The organism is Gordonia sp. VNK1, assembly GCF_040049135.1.
In the GTDB taxonomy this organism is placed as follows: Bacteria; Actinomycetota; Actinomycetes; order Mycobacteriales; family Mycobacteriaceae; genus Gordonia; species Gordonia oleivorans.
This window is the reverse complement of record NZ_JBDZDJ010000006.1, coordinates 108811-123975: the sequence shown is the minus strand read 5'-3', so window position 1 is coordinate 123975 and position 15165 is coordinate 108811. Positions and strand designations below refer to the sequence as shown.

The following is a 15165-nucleotide window of genomic DNA, read 5'->3' as shown; positions in this document are numbered from 1 at the left end:
CGAGTCGGGCTGCCGCCGGCCCGGTGTCTGGCAGACTGGTGGTATGAGCGCATTGCTCTGGCTCGCAGCCGTCATCGTGTTGCTGATCGGCGAGATGGTCAGCGGCGATCTCGTGCTGCTCATGCTCGGGGGTGGAGCACTCGCGGCGTCGGCCACCGACTTCCTGTTCTCCCCGCCGATCTGGGTGGACGGCATCGTCTTCGCCGTCGTGTCGGTCCTGCTACTCGCATTCGTGCGCCCGGTTGCCAAGCGGCACATGCTTTCTCGTCCCGCGTTGTTGACCAACACCGAGGCGCTGGAGGGCAAGCACGCCACCGTCACCGCGCGTGTCGATGAGCACGAGGGCCTGGTCAAGATCGGTGGGGACATCTGGTCGGCCAGGTCGATGACCCCCGGTGATGTCTTCGAGGCGGGCGACGAAGTGACCGTGATGCAGATCGACGGCGCGACCGCCGTCGTATGGAAAGGGTGAGTGGCGTGGAGTATCTCGGACTGGCGATCGCGGTCCTGCTGATCGTGCTGGTGGTGGTCGTGCTGGCGAAGTCGGTGGCACTGATCCCGCAGGCGGAGGCCGCCGTGATCGAGCGACTGGGCAGGTACACCCGGACCGTGTCGGGCCAACTGACGTTGCTCGTGCCGTTCATCGACCGCATCCGGGCGCGCGTCGACATCCGTGAACGCGTGGTGTCCTTCCCGCCGCAACCGGTGATCACCGAGGACAACCTGACCCTCTCGATCGACACGGTCGTCTACTTCCAGGTCACCAATCCTCGGTCGGCGGTGTACGAGATCGACGACTACATCGCCGGTGTGGAGCAGTTGACCATCACCACGCTGCGCAACGTGGTCGGCGGCATGACCCTCGAGGAGACCCTCACCTCACGTGACTCGATCAACGGTCAGCTCCGCGGCGTCCTCGACGAGGCCACCGGCCGGTGGGGACTGCGGGTGGCGCGAGTCGAACTGAAGTCGATCATGCCGCCACCGTCGATCCAGGAGTCGATGGAAAAGCAGATGAAGGCCGACCGCGAGAAGCGCGCCACCATCCTGGCGGCCGAGGGCCAACGCGAATCGGCGATCAAGACCGCCGAAGGTGCCAAGCAAAGTCAGATTCTGGCCGCCGAGGGCGCCAAGCAGGCCGCGATCCTCGGCGCCGAAGCCGACCGGCAGTCCCGGATCCTGCGCGCCCAGGGTGACCGTGCCGCGACCTACCTGAAGGCGCAGGGCGAGGCGAAGGCGATCCAGAAGACCTTTGCCGCGGTCAAGTCCGCCAAACCCACCCCGGAGATCCTGGCCTATCAGTACCTGCAGCAGATCCCGGAGATGGCCAAGGGCGAGGCCAGCAAGGTGTGGGTGCTGCCCACCGACTTCGGTTCGGCCCTGCAGGGATTCGCGAAGTCCTTCGGCGTCCAGGGTGACGACGGGGTGTTCCGGTACCAACCCGCCGACGACCCGGCGCCCGACGTCGACGACTCCGAGACCGAGACGTGGTTCGACATGTCGACCGATCCCAAGGTCGCCGAGGCGGTTGCCGCCGCCGAGGCCGTGGCACGACAGCCCGTCGAACCCGATGTTCCGATGCGTCGACCGGAGATCACGAAGCCGGACATCGCGACCCCGGGGATCGCCGGCGGCACGGGCATCGAGACTCCCGCGGTGCCGGGCGTGCCGCAGACACCCGCCGTTGATGGGCCGGCGGAGGGGTATCAGCCCGGCTGAGCCCGCAGTCCGGGGCCCGCGGTCCGGGATCGATCAGGACCGCTGTCGGACCGGCATCCGTGCGTCGAGGATGAGCCCGACCACACCGATGGCGAAGAAGCAGCCGCTGAGGGCGATCAGCCACGGATTGCGGGTGCCGGTCAGCGCGTCACCGAGCAACACCACCGCCGTCGTACCCGGTGCCATGGCGACGACCGTCGCGATCATGTACGGCACGACGCGCACCGACGAGAGTCCCGCCGAGTAGTTCAGAAGCCAGAACGGACAGATCGGGATGAGGCGCAATGACCCGACGGCGAGCCACCCACGGGTGTTGAGGCGGTACTCGATAGCGCGCATCACCGGTCGACGCAGATGTTTCTGCACGCGTTCCTGCCCGACCCGCCGGGAGATCTCGAATGCCAGGAAGGCGGCGGTGGTGGCCGCGATCATCGCCCCGACCAAGCCCACGACCGGACCGAAGAAGACACCCGACATGACGGTGAAGATCGTCCGGGGGATCGGGAGCAGGGTGCACAGCACGTAGGCGACGAAGAACACCCAGACGAATGCCGGTCCGAGGTGTTCACCCCAGCTTCGGACACTGGAGATCGACGGAATCGGGATGAGATAGGAGATGGCCAGCACCGCGCAGAGGGCGAGAAACCCGATCACCGCGTTGCGGATGTTCCGTCGTCCCTGCGCCTGGACGGATCGGTGCGCCGACTGGGCCGATGTTGACTGGGCCGATGCCGACCGATCCGCCGTCGTGGCGTCGTCGGTGATGGGAGAATCGGAGGGCACCGGCTCACTTTACCGGCCGTGACGGCGTGGCATATCTCACGATGCCGACCACATGCGTCGACCGAGCGAGCGATCGGCTAAGGTCATTTACGCTCTCGAACCGAGTGCACGACGGAGGTGTGTCCCACACGATGCCCGAGCAATCAGCCCAAGCTCAGCCGACACTCGATGAGGCCTATCAGGCGTGGTCGGTGGCCGCGGCGGCGGTGTTGGCCAAGTCCCGACGAGTCGAGGTCGCGGATCTGCCCGACAGTCCCGAGGCACTGCTGTCGACGAAGACGCGGGACGGTCTCACCGTTCGCCCGCTCTACACACGCCGCGACGAGACGACCGAGCCCGGAGTCCCCGGCCAGTTCCCCTATGTGCGGGGCGCCGACCCCGAGCGTGACGTGCTGACCGGGTGGCGGGTGACCGAACGTTTCGGTGACCCGACCACCGGAGAATCCGGCACCACGGCGATCTCCGAGATCAACACCACCATCCTCGAGGCGATGACCAACGGGGCGAGTGGACTGTGGCTCAAGATCGGCGAGGACATCGGCGTCGACGACCTCGCCGGAGTTCTCTCCGGTGTGTACCTCGACCTCGTACCGGTCACCCTGGACGCCGGCGCCCTGGGCATCGACGCCGCCCGTGCGCTGCTCGATCTCAAGAAGGCATCCGCATCGGTATCCGGTGCCGCGGCACCGACCGCTGCCACCACGGTGTCGCTGGGTCTGTCCCCGTTGACCGCCGCCTTCTCCGGTCGTGACACCGTCGATCCGGCGGCCGCCACCGCGCTCGCCGTCGAGGTCGCCACCGACGGCCCGGCCGGGGTGCGAACGTTACGCGTGGACGGCACCGACTTCGCGACCGCCGGCGCCGACAACGGACTCGAGCTCGCGCTCGTCGTCGCCGCAGCCGTGGCGCATCTGCGCGAGCTGACCGCCGCGGGACTCGGCGTGGATCAGGCACTCGGACAGATCTCGTTCGCGGTCTCCGTCGACGACGACCAGTTCGCCGGAATCGCCAAACTGCGAGTCCTGCGTCGCGTGTGGGCACGGGTGGCCGACGTGCTCGGCGCACGCGCGGCCGGAGCGGCCCTGACCCACGCGGTCACCGATCTGTCGATGTACTCGCAGCGCGACCCGTGGGTGAACATGCTGCGCAGCACGATCGCTGCTTTCGGCGGCGGCGTCGGCGGTGCCGACCAGGTGACCGTCCTCGGCTTCGACGCGGCCATTCCGGCCGACCACCGCACGTCGAGCGCGACGTTCTCACGACGCATCGCACGCAACACGCAGCTGCTGCTGCTCGAGGAATCCAACGTCGGGCGCGTCCTCGATCCCGCCGGTGGTTCGTGGTTCGTCGAAGCGCTGACCGACGACCTCGCCGCCAATGCGTGGGCGGTCTTCGGCGACATCGAGGCCCGGGGTGGCTACCGTGCGGCCCTCGACGACGGCTGGATCGCCGAGCGGGTTGCCGAATCGCTGGCCACCCGCGACGTGGAGGTCGCTCATCGTCGCGAGTCGGTGACCGGTGTCAACGAATTCCCGAACCTCGACGAGAAGCCGCTGGGTGCCGATGTCTCCGCCGCGACGGACCTCGTCGGTGCGACGCCACGGCTCGCCAGGGTCGGCCGGGCCTTCGAGGCACTGCGTGACCGGTCCGACGGGGTACTCGCCGAGACCGGATCCCGCCCGCGGATCGTGTTGCTGCCGCTGGGAAGTGTGGCCGAGCACAACGGCCGCACCACCTTTGTCGCCAACCTCCTCGCGGCCGGCGGCATCTCGGCGATCAATCCCGGACCGCTGACGGCCGAGGCCATCGCAGGAGCCGTCGCCGACGCCAACACCTCGATCGCCGTCCTCTGCGGCACCAAGGCGCGGTATGCATCGGACGGTGCCGCCGCACTCGCCGCCGCCCGTGCCGCGGGTCTCGAGAAGGTGCTGCTCGCCGGCCCGGATCGGGAGTGGCCGGCCGGCGACGACAGCCCGGATGGCTCGCTACGTGTCGGGATCGACGCGGTGACCACCTTGACCGAACTGTTCGACCGGCTCGCACCTGCCGAGTCCGCGACCTCGGGAGCATCCGCATGACCAACACCGAACAGCGCACCGCCGTACCGAGTTTCGCCGACGTCGAACTCGACGTCGACGTCCCGGCGGTGAGTGCGGACGCAGGCAACGACGTCATCGAGACCTTGTCGGGTGCTCACGGCTACACCACCGAGCAGGTCACCTGGAGCACCCCGGAGCAGATCGACGTCCAACCGGTGTACACCCGCGCCGACCGTGACGCGGTGACCGCCGACGACGACCATCCGTATCCGCTGGATTCGATTCCCGGTGCGGCGCCGTTCATCCGGGGTCCGTACCCGACGATGTACGTGAATCAGCCGTGGACGATCCGTCAGTACGCGGGCTTCTCGACCGCCGCCGAGTCAAACGCCTTCTACCGCCGCAACCTCGCGGCCGGACAGAAGGGCCTGTCGGTGGCCTTCGACCTGGCGACCCACCGTGGCTATGACTCCGATCATCCCCGTGTGGCCGGCGACGTCGGTATGGCCGGTGTGGCGATCGACTCGATCCTCGACATGCGCCAGTTGTTCGACGGTATCGATCTCGGCAGCGTCTCCGTGTCGATGACGATGAACGGTGCGGTGCTGCCGATTCTGGCGCTGTATGTGGTTGCCGCAGAAGAGCAGGGCGTGCCACCGGAGAAGCTCGCCGGGACCATCCAGAACGACATCCTCAAAGAGTTCATGGTCCGCAACACCTACATTTATCCGCCGAAACCGTCGATGCGGATCATCTCGAACATCTTCGAGTACACCAGCCAGAAGATGCCGAAGTTCAACTCGATCTCGATCTCCGGCTACCACATTCAGGAAGCCGGGGCGACCGCCGATCTGGAGTTGGCGTACACCCTCGCCGATGGTGTCGAGTACATCCGGGCGGGTCTCGACGCGGGTCTGGACATCGACAAGTTCGCACCGCGGCTGTCGTTCTTCTGGGGCATCGGCATGAACTTCTTCATGGAGGTCGCCAAGCTGCGTGCGGGACGCCTGCTGTGGAGCGAACTGGTCGCCCAGTTCGATCCGAAGAGTGCGAAATCGCTGTCGCTGCGCACACATTCGCAGACCTCGGGTTGGTCGCTGACCGCCCAGGACGTGTTCAACAACGTCGCCCGCACCTGCGTGGAGGCGATGGCGGCCACCCAGGGACACACCCAGTCGCTGCACACCAACGCCCTCGACGAGGCGATCGCCCTGCCGACCGACTTCTCCGCGCGCATCGCGCGCAACACCCAGCTGCTGCTGCAGCAGGAGTCGGGGACGACGCGACCCATCGATCCGTGGGCCGGTTCGAACTACGTCGAGTGGCTGACCCATCAGTTGGCGCAGAAGGCCCGCGCCCACATCGCCGAGGTCGAGGAGACCGGCGGCATGACCCAGGCCATCAACGAGGGCCTGCCGAAGCTGCGCATCGAAGAGGCGGCGGCACGCACCCAGGCACGTATCGACTCGGGACAGCAGCCGTTGATCGGTGTCAACAAGTATCGGGTGGCCGACGACGAGGAGATCGAGGTCCTCAAGGTCGAGAACTCCAAGGTCCGCGCCGAACAGCTCGACAAGCTGGAACGTCTTCGCGCGGGCCGGGATTCGGTGGCGGTGGAGGCGGCGCTGGCCAACCTCACCCGGGCCGCCGCGGCCACCGAGGGTGGCATGGAGAACAACCTGATGGCCCTGGCGATCGAGGCGGCACGGCAACAGGCGACCGTCGGTGAGATCTCCGCCGCGCTGGAAAAGGTCTATGGTCGGCACCAGGCAGAGATCAAGACCATCAGCGGGGTGTATCGACATGAGGTGGGCGAAGTGACCGGCGTCGACGCCGCCACAAAGATCGTGGCAGATTTCGCCGAGGCGGAGGGCCGGCGTCCCCGCGTGCTGGTGGCCAAGATGGGTCAGGACGGCCACGACCGAGGTCAGAAGGTGATCGCGACCGCGTTCGCCGATCTCGGCTTCGACGTCGACGTGGGCCCGCTGTTCGCCACACCCGAGGAGGTGGCCGCGCAGGCCGCCGACAACGATGTGCACGTCGTGGGCGTGTCGTCGTTGGCCGCCGGGCACCTCACCCTGGTGCCGGCACTTCGGGAGGCCCTGGAGAAGGTGGGTCGTCCGGACATCATGATCGTGGTCGGTGGCGTGATCCCGCCCGGCGACTTCGATGAGTTGTACGAGGCCGGTGCCGCCGCGATCTTCCCGCCCGGCACGGTCATCGCCGACTCGGCGGTGGAACTGGTCAACAAACTGGCCGACAACCTTGGCCTCGAACTCGCGGGCGCCGCGTCGGAGTGACCGGTACAGCGAGGGTGACGCGACGTCCGATCGATGTCGACCAGCTCGAGAAGGCGATCCTGGAGGACAGTCGTTCAGATCTGGCGCGGGCGATCACGCTGGTGGAGTCGACCCGTCCAGAGCATCGGAGGGCCGCCCAGGAGTTGTTGCTCCGGCTGACTCCGCACGCGGGCAAGTCTTTTCGCGTGGGGATCACCGGTGTGCCCGGGGTGGGGAAGTCGACGACGATCGAGGCGCTCGGGCTCTATCTGATCGAGAAGGGCCACAAGGTCGCGGTTCTCGCGGTGGATCCGTCATCGACGCGCACCGGCGGGTCCATCCTCGGTGACAAGACGCGGATGGCGCGGCTGTCGATGGACCGACGCGCCTACATCCGTCCGTCGCCGACCTCGGGCACTCTCGGTGGCGTCGCCAAGGCGACCAGGGAGACGATCGTGCTGGTCGAGGCTGCCGGCTTCGACGTGGTGCTCGTCGAGACGGTCGGCGTCGGGCAGTCCGAGGTGGCTGTGGCCAACATGGTCGACACCTTCTCCTTCCTCACGCTGGCCCGCACCGGTGACTCCCTCCAGGGCATCAAGAAGGGTGTGCTCGAGCTTGCTGACGTGATCGTCGTGAACAAGGCCGACGGCAAACACCTCACCGAGGCCAAGTCGGCTGCGCGCGAACTGAAGAACGCGCTGAGACTGATCTATCCGCATGACGCGCTGTGGTTCCCGCCGGTGCAGACCATGAGTGCGATCGAGAACACCGGAGTCGACGACTACTGGGCGGCGATCGAGAAGCACCGTGAAACACTGATGGCCGCAGGCGAATTCGATGCGCGCCGCAGTCGTCAACAGATCGACTGGATGTGGGAGATGGCCCGCGACACCGTGGTGTCCCGCCTCGCCAACAGCCCGGCCGTCAAGGCCGAGCGGTCTGACATCGAAAGACGCGTGCGCGGAGCAGAATTGACGCCGGCTCTCGGTGCGGCACAGATCGTCGAGATCTTCGACGGCGAATCGCGCACCTGATTCCGCCCGCCTCGAGCACCCCTCATCCCGGTCGGTCGAGACCCTCATCCCGCCGGTCGAACACTTTCATCCCGCAGGTCGAGCCGCTATCCCGCCGGTCGAGCCGGGCGGAGCGCTAGCGAAGCCCGTGTCGAGACCACGCAAGCCGACGCCGAAAACCCCACCACCCCAACCACACTGGTTCATCCATAAGCTGTGGATAGAAAACACTTGCGGCGTCATGCAGGACAGCTACAATAGAACACATACGCCATAACGGCCTTCTCGGGGGAGGTGACATCAGCATGACAGACACCACCGACACCCCCATGTCGCAACCACTGGCACTGATGCACCAGATCAACGCATTGCTCGACGAACTGGCCGCCACCCCGATGACCGCATGCTCCGACACCGAAGTCATCGAGGCAGCGAAACTGTCCGAACAGATCGCGACCCGTACCCACTTTCAAGGTGATCGGGCGATCCTGGAAATCTCGGATCGTGGTGTGCACCGCAAGGTCGGCAAAGTCAGCCTGTCGAACTTTCTGAACTACGATCTGCGGATCGCGCAACCCACCATGCGCATCGCTCACATGAAGGCCACCGCCCGATTCCACGGTTTGACCGGGCAACCGGAGGAGCCGAAGTTCCCGACCTTGTCGGCCGCGTATGAGAAGGGCTTGATCGGCCACACCCACCTCTCGGCAGCACTCGAAGCGTTGGACAACATCCCGAACGCCGTTCCGCACGACAAGAAGGTCGCGGCCGAAGCCACCTTGGGTGAGAAGGCCACCGAACACATTCCGGCGGATATCACCAAGATGGGTGCCCGGATTCTGGCGCACCTCGATCCCGATGGGCAGTTGGTGGAGGAGAAGGAACGCCAACAGCGTCGCAACCTGTGGATCAACCAATCCCGTGTCGATGGGATGGCGAAACTGAACGGGCATCTCCCGCCGGTCACCCGTGCCTTGTGGGACTCCATGTTGGATGCGTGGGCGCAGCCCGGGATGAATAATTTGAGTGATCTGGAATCGCCGACCGGCGCCATCGGGGACGCCGACCCCGACGTGCTGGCGGCGGCGGTCAAGCGTGACGATCGTTCCCAAGCACAACGCAATCACGATGCGATGCACGTCCTGTTGGTGTCGGCGATGAAAGAAGGCGTCCTCGGCAAAACGCATCGCGGCCTGCCGGTCGCGTTGATCATCAAAACGTTCCTGCAGGACTTGCTGGCCGGCGCCGGGTACGCCACCACCGCCTCTGGTTCGACGATTCCCATTCCGGACTTACTCTCGGCGTTGGGTGACATCAAGGATCCCAACGATCTGCAGCAGTTCCTGGCGGTGTTCTCCGACGCGATCGACCTCCCGTTGTATCTGGGGCGGGCCCGCCGGTTGGCGTCGACCGAGCAGCGGATCGCGTCGTTCTCCCGCACCGGCGGTGAAGTGTGCTCGTTCCCCGGATGTGGGCAACCCGCGTCGCATTCGGAGATGCATCACGCAAAGAAAGACTGGGCTGATGGCGGGAAAACCGACATCACCGACCTCGCGCCGGCGTGCGGTCCGCACAACCGGATGGTCGGCCCGAACCCGGGGCAGTACACCACCGGCATCTACGAAGACGGACCGCTCGCCGGACGGTGCTGGTGGCAACTCAACGCCGCACCCGGCATGCCGGAGAACCCGAAGATCGTCAACGATCACCCCGACATCACCGCCCTCTACGAGCAGAAACTCGACCAGATCCGGGATCAGATCCACAGCGACCACACCACCAGCGAGGACACCGGCATCGGTAGTGGTTCCGGCGCAACCGAACCCGCAGACACCGACTCGGTTGATGCCGACGTGGTTGATGCCGAAGTGGTGGATGCCGAAACTGCTGACATCGAAGCCGACGCCGAAGCAGAGGTTGAGGCCGAGTCGGTCGATCCCGACGCCACCGCCGACGTCGACGAACCGGCCGATCCCGACGACGACAGCGACCACGAGGCCGAAGCCCCGGCGACCGTCGAGGCAGAAACCCCGTCCGACCGTAGTGTTCCGAGTGACGATCACGCTCCGGCTGCCGACTCCTCGACCATCGACGGCAGCATCGACATCGCAGACAGCGTCGACAAGCACGACGATCACGATGCCGACGTCATCGATCAGCCCGACCCAGGCGTCGACCAATACGATTCAGGCGCAGCCCAATCCGATGCTGTCGAACCACGACCGCCTGACCAACGGAACAGGCCCGACGCCGTAGGCGACGCGCACTCCGACAAACTCGGTGCCGCCAACACCGGGGAGATCGACCTGGTCATCTTCGACGGAGACGGTGTTCCGATCACCGACGATCCCGACGACCCTGCCACCACTGCCGGGCTCGAACGTGCCTCACGTACGCGGATCCGTGTCAGCGACAGGACGACCGAAAGTCAGGCACGCGAGCGCCTCATCCGTGAAGGCCGCACCGACGTCGAACGTGAGCTTGAGGAACTGGCCGCCATCGGCATGAACCCTCGTAACAGCCGGATCGAACGTGTGCTGGCCGCCAGGCTCCACTATCGGCTCGACACTTCTTGAATCAGCCCCGCCCGCCGGACTGGTCAGGCCTCACGACCACTGAAACTTTTGTGGCCGTGGGGAGTTCCAGCCTCGCCTTACGAGGCCTCGACACGGCTCGTCGCTATCGCTCCTCACCGGCTCGACCAACGGGTCGGGTGGCGAGTTCCAGCCTTTCCTTGCGAGGTCTCGACACGGTCCTCCGTTTCGACGGAGCTCAACGCGGCGGCTATCGCTCCGGACCGGCTCGACCAGGCTCGACCAACGGGTGGTGCGGCTCGACTAACGGGACGGGAACTCGACCTCGACAAGCTCGGCCCGGCGGATCAGCAGAACCTGTCGGTGAGTTCCGGCGCACCCTGCGGTGGTCTCGACTCGCGGCTCGCCCTGGGGGCTCGCCACGGCTCGACCGGCGAAAGGACTGCTCGACCGACGAACTAAGGCGTCGACCGGTGAAAGGGACTGCTCGACCGGCGAACTGGGGCCTCGACCGGCGAACTGGGGCCTCGACCGGCGAAAGGGCCTGTTCGAGCAGCGAATGATGGTGGCGGGGCCGGCACCGGCGAGAAGCAGAACGAAAGCCGGTGTGGGCGAACTGAATCACCCACACCGGCTCGTCGCAATCGGTCCGCCGGATCAGAGCTTGGCGGCCACCGGATTCAGGGTGTTGATGACGAACCCGACCGACGGTGCGCTCGGCACGCTGAACGCGGGCTGCGTGTCGTCGTTGAGGAACACCACGGTCCCGTTCTTGACGGCGGTGAGGTTGCTCCAACCCGGAATGTTCTGCACCGCAGCGAAATCGCCGCCCGGAACGTACGCGATCAGCAGATCGGAGTTCAGCAGGTCAATGCGCTCGGGGGAGATCCGCGACCGGGTCTGCCCCTCGGTGTGCTGCGCGGCGACCTCGGGGTTGAGGGTGAAGCCCAGTTGGGCGATCAGACCGGCAGCGGGATCCTCGGTCGTGTTGACCGCACCGATCTGGCCGGTCGGCATGACCTGCGCAAAGGTGAAGGTCTTACCCTGCGAACCGGGGTTGTCGGACTTGAACTTCGAGATCTTCGCATTGGTCTCGTCGATCAGGCTCTGAGCCTGATCCTTCACACCGAAGATCTCTCCGGTGGTGGTGGCCAGCTGCTCCCACGTGTCCACCGTGGCGCCCTTGTTGATCAGCGGAATGGTGGGCGCGATCTCGCTGAGCTGGTTGTAGCGGTTCTGGTCACCGAGCGGTCCGGCCAGGATGAGGTCCGGGTTGTACTTGGCCAACTCGGCCACCGTCACCTGCGTGGGATCGGCGACCTTCACGACCTCCGCATTGTTCTGCGGTGTCCACGAGTACGTCGGTGCAGATTCCGGCACGAAAGTCGCCGTAATCGGGATGTCCAGCGCCGCAAGCGTGTCGGTCCAGTCGGTCAGGAGAGTGACCACACGGGTCGGCTTCGCTGTGATCTCGGTCGAGCCGTACTCGTGCGTGATGGTGACCGGCGAGAACGACGAGTCACTCGAGGACGAGTCCTCATCGGGAGAGGAGCAGGCGCCGAGGAAGGCGGTCATGCCGATGGCGACGGCCACTACCAGGCCGCGCAACATCAATCGGGAGTTTCTCACGAGAATTGATTCCAATCGTCGGGGTTGTTGGTCGGGAGAATGAGCAGGGATGGTGGATCGCCGATCAGCTGTCCAATGTCGCACCTCCGTCGACCCGGAGGTCGTGCATCGTGATGTGACGCGCCGCATCGGAGGCCAAAAAGACGACAGTCTCTGCGATATCCCTCGCCTCGGCGATCCTCCCCAGCGGGATCCCGAGGCGGAATTGCGTTGCGTCACCGGCCAGTACGGTAGTGCGGTCGTCTGTGGACGACCACATCCCGCGGAGCATCGGCGTGTTGGTCGACCCTGGTGACACCACGTTCACGCGCACCCCGGATGGTGCCGCGGCCAGACCGATGCATCGTGCGTAGGACGTTGCGGCCGCCTTCGATGCGGCGTAGGCCGGAAAGGCGGAACGTGGTGTGGCACCCGCGTTGCTGGAGACCACGACCGCGACTCCGTGGCGTCGCTCCACCAGTGTCGGGACCGCCACGTCGAGAAGGTTTCGGACCCCGCCGGCGTTGACCGCCATGCACAGATCCCAGTCGTCACTCATCACTCCGGCCGCCGAGACGACGATGTCAACCGGTCCGTGGTCGCGCTCGACGGCGTCCCAGGCGGCAGCGACGGCATCGCGATCGGTGATGTCGACGTCGCTGACGTCACCACCCCGAGCCGGCCGGCGGTGCTTGTCACCGTGCGTTGTATCGGGGTCCCGGTGGATATCCCAGCCGATCACGGTGGCGCCGGATTCGCGCAGTACCGCGCAGACCGCCGATCCGATACCGCCGGCGGCGCCGGTGACGACGGCGAGCGCACCCGCCACCCCGGAGACGGGCGTCAATGGACCATCGTTCATGCGGTGATCCCGGACCGGCCACGCGCGCCAGGATCGTCGGTGAGCGCTGTCCCGCCCCGCGTCGGCGGTGAGATCGACGAGATCACCGCAGCGGCATCGAGGACACGTCCCGCGCGCTTGCCGATGTAGTCGGCCGCCATGCGATGCTCATCGGCGCTGAAGTCGGCCATGGCGTCGACGACGAAGAACGGGGCGACATCGCTCATGAAGGCCTCGGTGGCGCTGATCATGCATCCCATGTGCGCGTACACCCCGACCACGATCAGCTGATCCCGGCCGTGATGGGCGAGCAACTGCCGCAGATCGGTGCGCTGGAATCCGGAGTACCGCCATTTGGTGACGCAGATGTCGTCGGGCCCCGGAGTCAGTTGGGGAATGATCTCCTCGTCCCGTCCGGAACTGAGCCCCCTGCCCCAGAATTCCGAGAGGATGCCGCGTCGAGACGGGTGCTGATCGCCGGGCTGGGCCGTGTAGACGACCGGCACCCCGAACGCATTGCAGGCATCGCGAATCGCCACCATGTTGGGTAGCGCGGTGGCCATCGGCTCATGATCAAGTCGATAGGCATCGATGAAATAGCGCTGCATGTCGTGGACGAGAAGTGCGCATCGGTCGGGGTGCAACGTCCAGTCGACCCGGTCGGGGAACGGCCCGTCGGGTATCCGGTAGGGAGCTATGGGCGGAATGGACACAGCATTAGGGTAGCCTCACCTTGTGCGTGTGATGTCATGGCCCTCCGAACTTGCCGACCACTATCGCGAGAATGGGGTGTGGACCGACGACACCTTCGACGACATCGTCGCATGTCGGGCCGTGGATCCGGCGTTCGCGGACAGGCTCGCGGTGGTCGACGTGAATCGTTCGCTGACCTATGCCGAACTCGATGATCGGGTGGGCCGTCTGGCCGCCGGGCTCGCTGCCCTCGGTATCGTGCCGGACGACCGGGTCCTGCTACAGATCCCGAACTCCGTCGAGTACGTCGAAGTGGTGTTCGCGCTGTTCCGCCTGCGGGCCCTGCCGGTGTTCGGTCTGCCGGCTCACCGCGAGAACGAACTGGTCGGCATCGCGCGGTCGGCCGGGGCGGTGGCGATCATCTCTCCGGCGTCGACGCCGGGATTCGACTATCGCGGTCTCGCGCGGTCGGTCGCCGACCAGGTCGATACGATCGGTCACCTCATCGACTCGGATGTACTCGAGGAGATCTGGGCCGACCCTATCGATCACGGTCGGGCCGATCCGGAGGATCTCGGATTCCTGCAACTGTCCGGTGGTAGTACGGGCGTACCGAAGTTGATTCCACGCACCCACGCCGACTACCTGTACAGCGTGCGCCGCAGCAACGAGGTCTGCGGTGTCGACGAGAACACGGTGTACCTCGTCGTCCTGCCGGCCGCCCACAATTTCCCGATGAGTTCACCGGGCATCCTCGGCGCCCTGCACGCCGGTGGCACGGTCGTGTTGTCGGCGGCTCCGTTGCCGTCGGTGGCCTGGGAACTGGTCGCGCGGGAGCGGGTCACGATGGTGGGTTTGGTGCCACCGCTGGCCCGCATCTGGGCCGAAACCGCAGAGAACGGAACGGCTTTCGACCTGTCGAGTCTGGAGACCGTGCAGGTGGGAGGTGCCCGCTGTCCCGATGAACTCGCCCGGCGGATCGGCCCAGCGTTGGGTGCACGACTCCAGCAGGTCTTCGGCATGGCCGAGGGACTGGTCTGCTACACCCGCCTCGACGATCCCGACGACGAGATCACCACCACGCAGGGCCGCCCGATGTCGGAGTGGGACCAACTGCGCCTCGTGGACGAGGACGGCGTCCCCGTCACCGACGGGCCGGGCTTCCTGGAGACGCAGGGACCGTACACGATTCGTTCCTACTGGGAGGGCGCGAGCCCCACATCGTTTGCCGCCGACGGCTGGTATCGCACCGGCGACGTCGTCGAGTTCACCGCTCTGGGCAACCTGGTGGTGCGGGGGCGGGGCACCGACCGCATCAACCGTGGCGGCGAGAAGGTGTCCGCCGAACAACTCGAAGAGCATCTCCTGGCTCATCCCGCGGTCCGGGATGCGATCGTCGTCGCCGCCTCCGACACCTACCTCGGCGAGCGGACCTGCGCGTACGTGATCCCCGCCGACCGCGACGATCCGCCCACGCTCGCCGCGATCCGCGCATTTGTGCGCCGGGCAGGTTTGGCGGAGTGGAAGCTACCCGACGCGATCACGGTGATCGACGAGTTCCCCGAGACCGGCGTCGGCAAGGTGAGCCGAAAGAAACTGCGCGAGCTACTGACCCGCTGATCGGGCTCGGCACCCCGACCGGGTTCGGCTCACGCT

General features: G+C 66.1%; 11 protein-coding genes. 7 read left to right on the top strand and 4 right to left on the bottom strand.

Annotation, left to right across the window (positions count from 1 at the left end; genetic code table 11):
• Positions 1–43: 43 nt before the first annotated feature.
• Together ABLE94_RS09495 and ABLE94_RS09490 are read left to right on the top strand one after the other, a co-directional pair.
• A complete protein-coding gene (locus ABLE94_RS09495; protein WP_348803790.1) occupies positions 44–472 on the top strand; it encodes an NfeD family protein in 429 nt (142 codons plus the stop codon).
• Positions 460–1719 carry an SPFH domain-containing protein gene (locus tag ABLE94_RS09490; protein ID WP_348808647.1) on the top strand — a complete coding sequence of 420 codons (1260 nt, stop codon included), beginning with the start codon at positions 460–462 and terminating at the stop codon, positions 1717–1719. The genes ABLE94_RS09495 and ABLE94_RS09490 overlap by 13 nt, the downstream gene beginning before the upstream one ends.
• Positions 1720–1752: 33 nt before the next feature.
• Here the strand turns inward: ABLE94_RS09490 and ABLE94_RS09485 are convergent, their stop codons facing one another.
• On the bottom strand, positions 1753–2502 hold the full coding sequence (locus tag ABLE94_RS09485) for a TVP38/TMEM64 family protein (RefSeq protein ID WP_348808646.1): 750 nt from the start codon (positions 2500–2502) through the stop codon (positions 1753–1755).
• Between the two features lie 131 nt (positions 2503–2633).
• On the opposite strand from ABLE94_RS09485, the gene ABLE94_RS09480 reads away from it, so the two are divergent.
• The 4 genes from ABLE94_RS09480 (at position 2634) to ABLE94_RS09465 (ending at position 10409) form a co-directional block, all read left to right on the top strand.
• The gene (locus ABLE94_RS09480) at positions 2634–4580 is read left to right on the top strand and encodes a methylmalonyl-CoA mutase family protein (RefSeq protein ID WP_348808645.1); all 1947 of its coding nucleotides are present in this window, start codon (positions 2634–2636) and stop codon (positions 4578–4580) included.
• Complete coding sequence (scpA, locus tag ABLE94_RS09475; RefSeq protein ID WP_348808644.1) at positions 4577–6841, top strand: methylmalonyl-CoA mutase; 2265 nt, start codon at positions 4577–4579, stop codon at positions 6839–6841. Before ABLE94_RS09480 ends, scpA begins: the two co-directional genes overlap by 4 nt.
• 14 nt (positions 6842–6855) lie before the next feature.
• On the top strand, positions 6856–7854 hold the full coding sequence (gene meaB, locus ABLE94_RS09470) for a methylmalonyl Co-A mutase-associated GTPase MeaB (protein ID WP_348808643.1): 999 nt from the start codon (positions 6856–6858) through the stop codon (positions 7852–7854).
• 284 nt (positions 7855–8138) lie between these two features.
• The gene (locus ABLE94_RS09465) at positions 8139–10409 is read left to right on the top strand and encodes a DUF222 domain-containing protein (protein ID WP_348808642.1); all 2271 of its coding nucleotides are present in this window, start codon (positions 8139–8141) and stop codon (positions 10407–10409) included.
• A 615-nt stretch (positions 10410–11024) separates the two neighbouring features.
• Here the strand turns inward: ABLE94_RS09465 and ABLE94_RS09460 are convergent.
• From ABLE94_RS09460 to ABLE94_RS09450, 3 genes are all read right to left on the bottom strand, one after another.
• Entirely contained in the window at positions 11025–11996 is a 972-nt protein-coding gene (locus ABLE94_RS09460; protein ID WP_348808641.1) for an ABC transporter substrate-binding protein, read from the bottom strand.
• A 64-nt stretch (positions 11997–12060) separates the two neighbouring features.
• Positions 12061–12837, bottom strand: a complete 777-nt coding sequence (locus ABLE94_RS09455; RefSeq protein WP_348803800.1) for an SDR family oxidoreductase — start codon at positions 12835–12837, stop codon at positions 12061–12063.
• Complete coding sequence (locus ABLE94_RS09450) at positions 12834–13529, bottom strand: isochorismatase family protein (RefSeq protein WP_348803802.1); 696 nt, start codon at positions 13527–13529, stop codon at positions 12834–12836. The genes ABLE94_RS09455 and ABLE94_RS09450 overlap by 4 nt, the downstream gene beginning before the upstream one ends.
• A 31-nt stretch (positions 13530–13560) precedes the next feature.
• Between ABLE94_RS09450 and ABLE94_RS09445 the strand changes: the two genes are divergently transcribed.
• Positions 13561–15129: a (2,3-dihydroxybenzoyl)adenylate synthase gene (locus ABLE94_RS09445; protein WP_348803803.1), complete on the top strand. Its 1569-nt coding sequence runs from the start codon at positions 13561–13563 to the stop codon at positions 15127–15129.
• Positions 15130–15165: the final 36 nt, after the last annotated feature.